The 6,572-nt window shown below is 71.9% G+C and carries 4 protein-coding genes and 1 pseudogene; 3 read left to right on the top strand and 2 right to left on the bottom strand.

The features are described from left to right. Window positions 1-111, top strand: a pseudogene (locus BL253_RS44130) (3-hydroxyacyl-CoA dehydrogenase); the annotation flags it as partial. Between the two features lie 125 nt (window positions 112-236). Here BL253_RS44130 and BL253_RS28640 read toward each other — a convergent pair. Beyond that, window positions 237-2,006 (bottom strand): DHA2 family efflux MFS transporter permease subunit, encoded by a 1,770-nt coding sequence (locus BL253_RS28640; protein WP_076820418.1) that lies wholly within the window; start codon window positions 2,004-2,006, stop codon window positions 237-239. Window positions 2,007-2,572: 566 nt separating this feature from the next. On the opposite strand from BL253_RS28640, the gene BL253_RS28635 reads away from it, so the two are divergent. Then, the gene (locus BL253_RS28635; RefSeq protein ID WP_241835238.1) at window positions 2,573-3,751 is read left to right on the top strand and encodes a TetR/AcrR family transcriptional regulator; all 1,179 of its coding nucleotides are present in this window, start codon (window positions 2,573-2,575) and stop codon (window positions 3,749-3,751) included. A 125-nt stretch (window positions 3,752-3,876) separates the two neighbouring features. On the opposite strand, the gene BL253_RS28630 is transcribed toward BL253_RS28635, so the two are convergent. After that, entirely contained in the window at window positions 3,877-5,412 is a 1,536-nt protein-coding gene (locus tag BL253_RS28630; protein ID WP_076820416.1) for a GMC family oxidoreductase, read from the bottom strand. A 197-nt stretch (window positions 5,413-5,609) separates the two neighbouring features. Between BL253_RS28630 and BL253_RS28625 the strand changes: the two genes are divergently transcribed. Next, window positions 5,610-6,554, top strand: coding sequence for a dioxygenase family protein (locus BL253_RS28625; protein ID WP_076820425.1), 945 nt, complete (start codon window positions 5,610-5,612; stop codon window positions 6,552-6,554). Window positions 6,555-6,572 lie beyond the last annotated feature (18 nt).

Genomic DNA, 6,572 nt, shown 5'->3' with positions numbered 1-6,572 from the left:
CTCGGCGACCCGGACGAGTACGCCGCGCTGGTCGAGCACATCGTCGCCAACCCGATGCTCAACGGCGAGGTCATCCGCCTCGACGGCGCCATCCGGATGGCCCCGCGCTGACCTGGCTGTCCCGCCAGAGGCAGTGCGCGTCGAACTGACGGCGCTGTCGGGCTGATGGCAAGGCGCGGGGAGGAGGGTCTCGCTGGAGACCCTCCTCCCCGCGCCGGCCTGTCCCGTGAGCCTCGCTAGTCGAGCACCGTGGCGTCGGGCGCCGGTTCGCTGGCCGACCGTGGGGCGGGCGGCAACGACGACGGCTTCTGCCCGTTCCCGTTCGCCTGCCCGTTCGCCTCGATCTCGACGATCTCCGGCGTGCCCGCCGTCACGCTGGACGCGGCGGTCACGATCTCGACGCCATCCTCGGATACGGACACGGCCGCGCCGACACCGGCGGCCTCGGTCGTCGCCGAGGGCCCGGCCGTGGCGGCCTCGGCACCGGCGAGGCGCCTGGGCAGGAGGAAGGCCGCCGGCACCGAGATCACCGTGAAGATCAGTGGCAGCCAGAACGTCGTCCCGAACGCGTCGGCGACCCAGCTGGGGATCGGCCCGTCCCCCGAGCCGCCCGCCGCCGTGATCGAGGCGCCGGCGCCGGCGTGCCCGCGGATCTGGGTCGCGAGGACGACGGCGAGCACCGCGGTCCCGATCGAGCCGCCGATCTGCTGCAGGATCCGCGACGCCGTGGTCGCCCGCGGGATCTGGTCGTGGCGCAGCCCGTGGTAGGTCGCGGTCATCACCGGGATCATCATCAGGGCCATGCCGAGGCCCCGGATCGCCAGCGAGAACCCGAGCAGCCATTCGCTCGGGCCGTGGCCGACCTGGGTGTAGGCGACGGAGGCGAGCACGGTCAGTACCAGGCCGATGACCACCAGCACGCGCGGGGAGATCCTGTTCGCCCGCGGGGCGACCACGATCATCCCGAGTCCCATGCCGAGGCCCTGCGGCGCGAGCAGCAGTCCGGCGCCGGTCGCGTCCCGGCCGCGGGCGACCTGCTCGAACAGCGGCGTCAGGAACATGACGCCGTACAGCGACATGCCGAACAGGAACATCAGGATGGTCGAGCCGAGGAACGCCGGGTTGCGCAGCAGCCGCAGGTCGATGATCGGCTCGACCTTGGTGCGCAGCGCGTGCACGGCGAAGGCGGCGAGCAGCGCCAGGCCGATCAGCATCGGGACCAGCACGTGCGCGTTGCCGAAGTTGCCCTTGCTGCCAGCCTCCGAGAACCCGTAGACGGCGATGGCCAGACCTGGTGAGAGCAGTGCCAGGCCCACGAGGTCGAGCGGATGGCGTTCGCCGGCACGGGTTGCCGCGGGCAGGACCCGCCGCGCGAGGTAGATCGCGATGACGCAGACCGGGATGTTGACGAAGAAGATCCAGCGCCAGCTGATGTTGTCGACGATCACGCCGCCGAGGACCGGGCCGAGCACCGGGATCACGACCCCCGGGATGGAGATCGCCGCCATCACCCTCGGCAGCTGGGCGGGGCCGGCCGCCTGGGCCAGGATCGTCTGCATCAGCGGCAGCAGCATGCCACCGCCCAGGCCCTGCAGCACCCGGAACCCGATCAGGCTGCTCGCCGACCAGGCGACGCCGCACAGCGCCGAGCCGGCCAGGAACATGCCCAGCGACAGGATCCACATCCGCTTGCCGCCGAACCGCTCGACCGACCAGCCGGTCAGCGGGATCACCATCGCCAGCGCCAGCAGGTAGCCGGTGGAGACCCACTGGATCGTCGAGACGCCGACGTCGAACTCCTTGCCGAGCGTCTGGATGGCGACGGAGATGATCGTCGCGTCCAGCTGCACGGCGACGACGCCGACCAGGATGACGAGCGCGAGCCGGAGCAGCGCCGGGTCGAGTTTCTCGCCCATCGCGCTGGTGCCGGCGCCGCCGCCAGCGCCGGCAGCGGCCGGGGAGGCCTGCCGGGGGGTCTGGGGCGCCGCGGGGGATGACGAGCTCATCGGCCTCTCCGTTGGGGCAAGTGGGTGCCCTGGGTCATCGACGGAGGGCCCCGTGCGGGTGATGGTCGTCGTAGCTGGTTGCCTGTGGTCAGTCGCCCGTGGTCAGTCGTCGGTAGTCAGCTGCCGGTGTTGGCGGCGCGCCGTCGGTGTTTCGTCCTCGACTCAGGGTTCGCGCCGGGCGAGAGTGCGGCGGTGGCGGGTCTCCGGCGGTGGAGCGTGGAACGCGTCGGGATGCCAGCCCTGAGAAGGCGACCACAGCTGGCCGATACAGCGTATCGCTTTTGATACGGCGTATCGACCGCGGGCTTCGGGCGCGGCTTCCGGCCCGCGTTCCGCGCTCTGGCGCCAGGCGCGGCCAGTCGGTGACCAGACGATCTCAGATTCCGGACAGGGTCCCATCAGCTCCGTATCCTTGGGCGATGCGAGGCCACGCGGACACGCCCCGCACGCCGCACGCCGCCGCCACCGGGCCCAGGCCACCTGGCGGCGCGGCCTCGTCCGGCTCCGGCTCCGGCTCCGATCCTGGTTCGGGTTCGGGTTCTGGACCCGGCGACCCCGAGCACGATATGCCCTCCGGTCGCCCCGGAGCCGCCGCGCCGGTTGGCCCGCTGGAAGGGCGTCGCGCGGGCGCGGGGGATGCCTTCGGCCTGTTGGGCTGGCGAGGCCGCCCCCGGCGCGGGACAGCGACCCCAGATGCCCCCGGCTACCCCGCCGGACCGGCGGCTCCGCCGGGATCTGACCGTGCGGACCCGGCGTCCGCTGACGATCCCGAAGCGCTGGAGGCGCTGTGGCTGCGTCCCCGCCGCGCCGAACGGTCGTCGGCGCTGACCAGGGAGGCGATCGTCGCCGCCGCCATGGCGATCGCGGACACCGAGGGCATCGGCGCGGTGTCCATCCGGCGGGTGGCGGCAGCGCTGCAGGCCCGGCCGATGAGCCTGTACTCGCATTTCTCCCGCAAACAGGACCTGATCGACCTCATGGTCAACGAGGCCGCGGGGGCGTCCCTGATCCCCGGAGACCTGCCGGCGGACTGGCGGGAGGCGCTGCGGATGATCGCTTACCGCAGCCGCGCCGCGGCACGGCGCTATCCATGGACGCTGTCGGTGATTCCGAAGCACGCCGCGATCGGTCCGAACGCGCTGCGTCACTTCGACCAGTCGCTCGCCGCCCTCTCCGGGCTGGACATCGACCGGGAGCAGAAGATCGCGATCATGATGGCCGTGGACACCTACACGGTCGGCCAGGTCGTCCGCGAGCTGGCCTTTCTGTCGACGTCCCATGCCGAGGAGACGGGCGGCGGCGTGGGGACGGCTGAAGAGGCGGGGACGGTCGGCGGTGCGGGAGCGGCCGGTGGTGGGGCGACTGYCGGCGGCGCGGGTACGGCCGGCGAGGGCGCGGCGACGACCGGTGCCGCGGGAACGGCCGGCGGCGTCGGAGCTGGGCCCGTCTCGCGGCTCCGGGCGGCCGAGGGTTACCTGCGCCGGCTGGTCGAGACGGGCGAGTACCCGCACATCGCCGACTTCGGGATCGACTCGGTGATCCGCGCCCACGAGGCCGAGACCGCCGCCGCCGACCGTCGTTTCGCCGACGGCCTGAACTGGCTCATCGACGGCATCGCGGCCTCCCTCGCCACCAGACGGAACGGCGACGCTGACAGGGGCGGCCGCGCTGGTGGCGGCGGCCCGGCTGACGACGACGACCCGACTGGCGGCGGCCCGGTTGACGGCGGCTCGGCTGGCGTGTGACGTCGACACCTGACCGCACACGCTGTCCGGTGGTGGCTTCCAGCCGACCGAGGTGTGCCTGGCGGTCATCGGCCGCCCTACCGCGCGGAGTGGTCAGCCCGTACCGGGGTACTGACTGCCGACTGTCAGGCCGGAACGGTCTCCTCGCCGGTGACGAGGGCCGCCGCTCGTTCGGCGATGGCGAGCACGGCCGCGTTGGTGTTTCCGGAGACCAGGGTCGGCATGACCGAGGCGTCAGCGACCCGTAGGCACTCGATGCCCCGTACCCGAAGCTCCGGATCCACGACCGCGAGCTGGCCCCTTCCCAGCGCGCAGGTGCCGACGGGATGGAAGTAGCTCGTGACGGTTCTCCGGAGGTAGGCGTGGGCCGCGGTGTCGGAGGCACCGGGCTCGACGTCGGGGCCCGGGAAGAGCTCCTGGTCGCGGAGGTCGGCGAGGGCATGCGCTCCGCCGACCTCGCGGGCGGCGCGCAGGCCGGCGATCATTCGGCTGACGTCGGCCGGGTTGGCCAGGTAGTTCGGGTCGATGAGTGGTGCCCTGGTCGGGTCGGCCGAGGCCAGCCGGACTGTGCCCCGACTCGCCGGGGTCATCAGCGAGAAGATGACCGAGTATCCGTCCTCCGGGCCCGGCACCCACCGGGGATGGACGGGAAGGTCGATGAAGATCATCTGCAGGTCGGGCGCGGCCGCGGGGTCGCCGCGCAGCAGGACGTGCGGCTTTCGGGCGTACCGACCGGTGCGCACGGTCCGCGTGGCGGTGTAGGCGATCTGCGACTTCGGATGGTCCTGAAGATTGCCGCCGACCCCGGGAAGGTCGGCCCGCACGTCGATGCCCAGGTCACGCAGGTGCCGGGCCGGGCCGATACCGGAGAGCATGAGCAGCTCCGGCGAGCCGATCGCGCCGGCGGTGAGGATCACCTCCCGGTCGGCGAACGCCGTCCGGGTCTCCCCGCCGACCCGGTATTCCACGCCGTGGCAGATGCCGCCGTCGAGGATCAGCCGCCGGGCGTGCGCCTTCGTGACCACCGTCAGGTTGGGCCGGCCAGCCGTGGCGCCCAGGTAGGCATCCGCCGAGCTCTGTCGCCGCCCGTCGACGACGTTCATGTCGTTCCACGAGGTTCCTTCGGCGGTCTTGCCGTTGCCGTTGCCGTCGTCATTGCGGGAGTGGCCCGCCTCCGTCGCCGCCTCGAAACAGGCCTCCCACAACGGGTCACCGGCCGGACCGGGCCCGACCCGCATCGGGCCGTCCTTGCCCCGGTAGGCCGGATCACCCGCCTCGGACGCCTCGCTTCGCTTCAGGAAAGGCAGCATGGTGTTGTAGTTCCAGTCCGAGGCCCCAGTGGCCGCCCAGGCGTCATATCCCGCCCGGTCTCCCCGGATATGCATCATGCCGTTGATCCCGCTGGATCCGCCGAGCACCTTTCCCCGCGGCCACGAGATCACCGCATTGTCGGTACCGCGCTGCGGCACGGTCGCGTAGTTCCAGTCGACCGAGGTGCCGGCCAGCCGGGGCCAGGCCAGCGGATCGGCCATTCCCGCGGACGGCTCGGCCGCGCCGGCCTCCAGGAGCAGTACCCGAGTCGAGGGGTCCTCGGACAGGCGCGCGGCCAGAACGCAACCCGCCGTACCGCCGCCCACCAGGATGAATTCGAACGTCGCCATAATGATGATTCTTGGCCGGGCCTGCGCACGGACGATACCGTCATTCGACGTCGTTGGCTACGAGAAGCCGAGGGGTCCGAAATAACGTCGGCCGGGGAGGATGACGTGTTCGGCGTTCGTCGTCAGGTGACGGCGGCGGCCACACCCGGCGCTGGACCATGATGCATCCGTACGCTTTTGGAGTGAGGGGAGTGACGATGGTGTCGTCCGACAGTGCGGCGCGCATCACGGCCGAGGTGCTGCGGCGGTTGGCGGCCACGCCCGATGCCCGGCTACGAGAGATCATGACGGCGCTGGTCACGCACGCGCACGGCTTCACGCGGGAGACAGGTCTCACGGAGGAGGAATGGTCGCGCGCCGTCCAGTTCCTCACCCGCGCCGGCCAGATCTCGACCGGCGGCCGCCAGGAATTCGTCCTGTTGTCCGACACACTTGGCCTGTCGATGTTGGTCGATGCGATCAATCATCACGTCGCACCGGCCGGATCCCGGGCGGTGAACCACGGCTCGGCCGCGACCCCGGATATCGGCGGCCAACTCCCGGTGACCGAATCCACCGTGCTGGGTCCCTTCTACGTTCCCGGCAGCCCACGGCGTGATTTCGGCGCGAGCACCGCGCTGCGCCCGGCCGGYGATCCGGCCTGGTTCACCGGGCGGGTCACCGACCCCGCCGGCCGGCCGATCGCCGGCGCCGAGATCGACGTCTGGCAGAACGGCGACAACATGCTCTACGACGTCCAGGACCCGATCGCGCCGCCCGGCCACCTGCGCGGGCTGTTCCACAGCCGCGACGACGGCGGCTATGCCCTGCTGGGCGTGCGGCCGGTGGACTATCCGATCCCGCACGACGGGCCGGCCGGTGAGCTGCTGACGGCGACCGGACGGCACCCGTGGCGGCCCGCGCACCTGCACATGTCGGTGCGCGCACCCGGGTTCCGCCCGGTCACTACGCACGTCTTCGACGACGCCAGCCGCTACCTCGACAGCGACGCCGTCTTCGGCGTCAAGCGGTCCCTGGTTCGCCACTTCGACCGCCACGAGCCCGGCTCGCCGGGCCGCCCGGCCGGCGTCGCCGATGACCAGGCCTGGTACTCGGTCACGTTCGACGTCGTCCTGGCCCCCAGCGGTACGCCGGCCCCCTGACGACCCATGCCCCCTGAC

Source organism: Pseudofrankia asymbiotica, from assembly GCF_001983105.1.
Lineage (GTDB): Bacteria > Actinomycetota > Actinomycetes > Frankiales > Frankiaceae > Pseudofrankia > Pseudofrankia asymbiotica.
The sequence above is the reverse complement of the archived record's forward strand: the minus strand, read 5'-3'. Positions and strand labels throughout refer to the sequence as shown.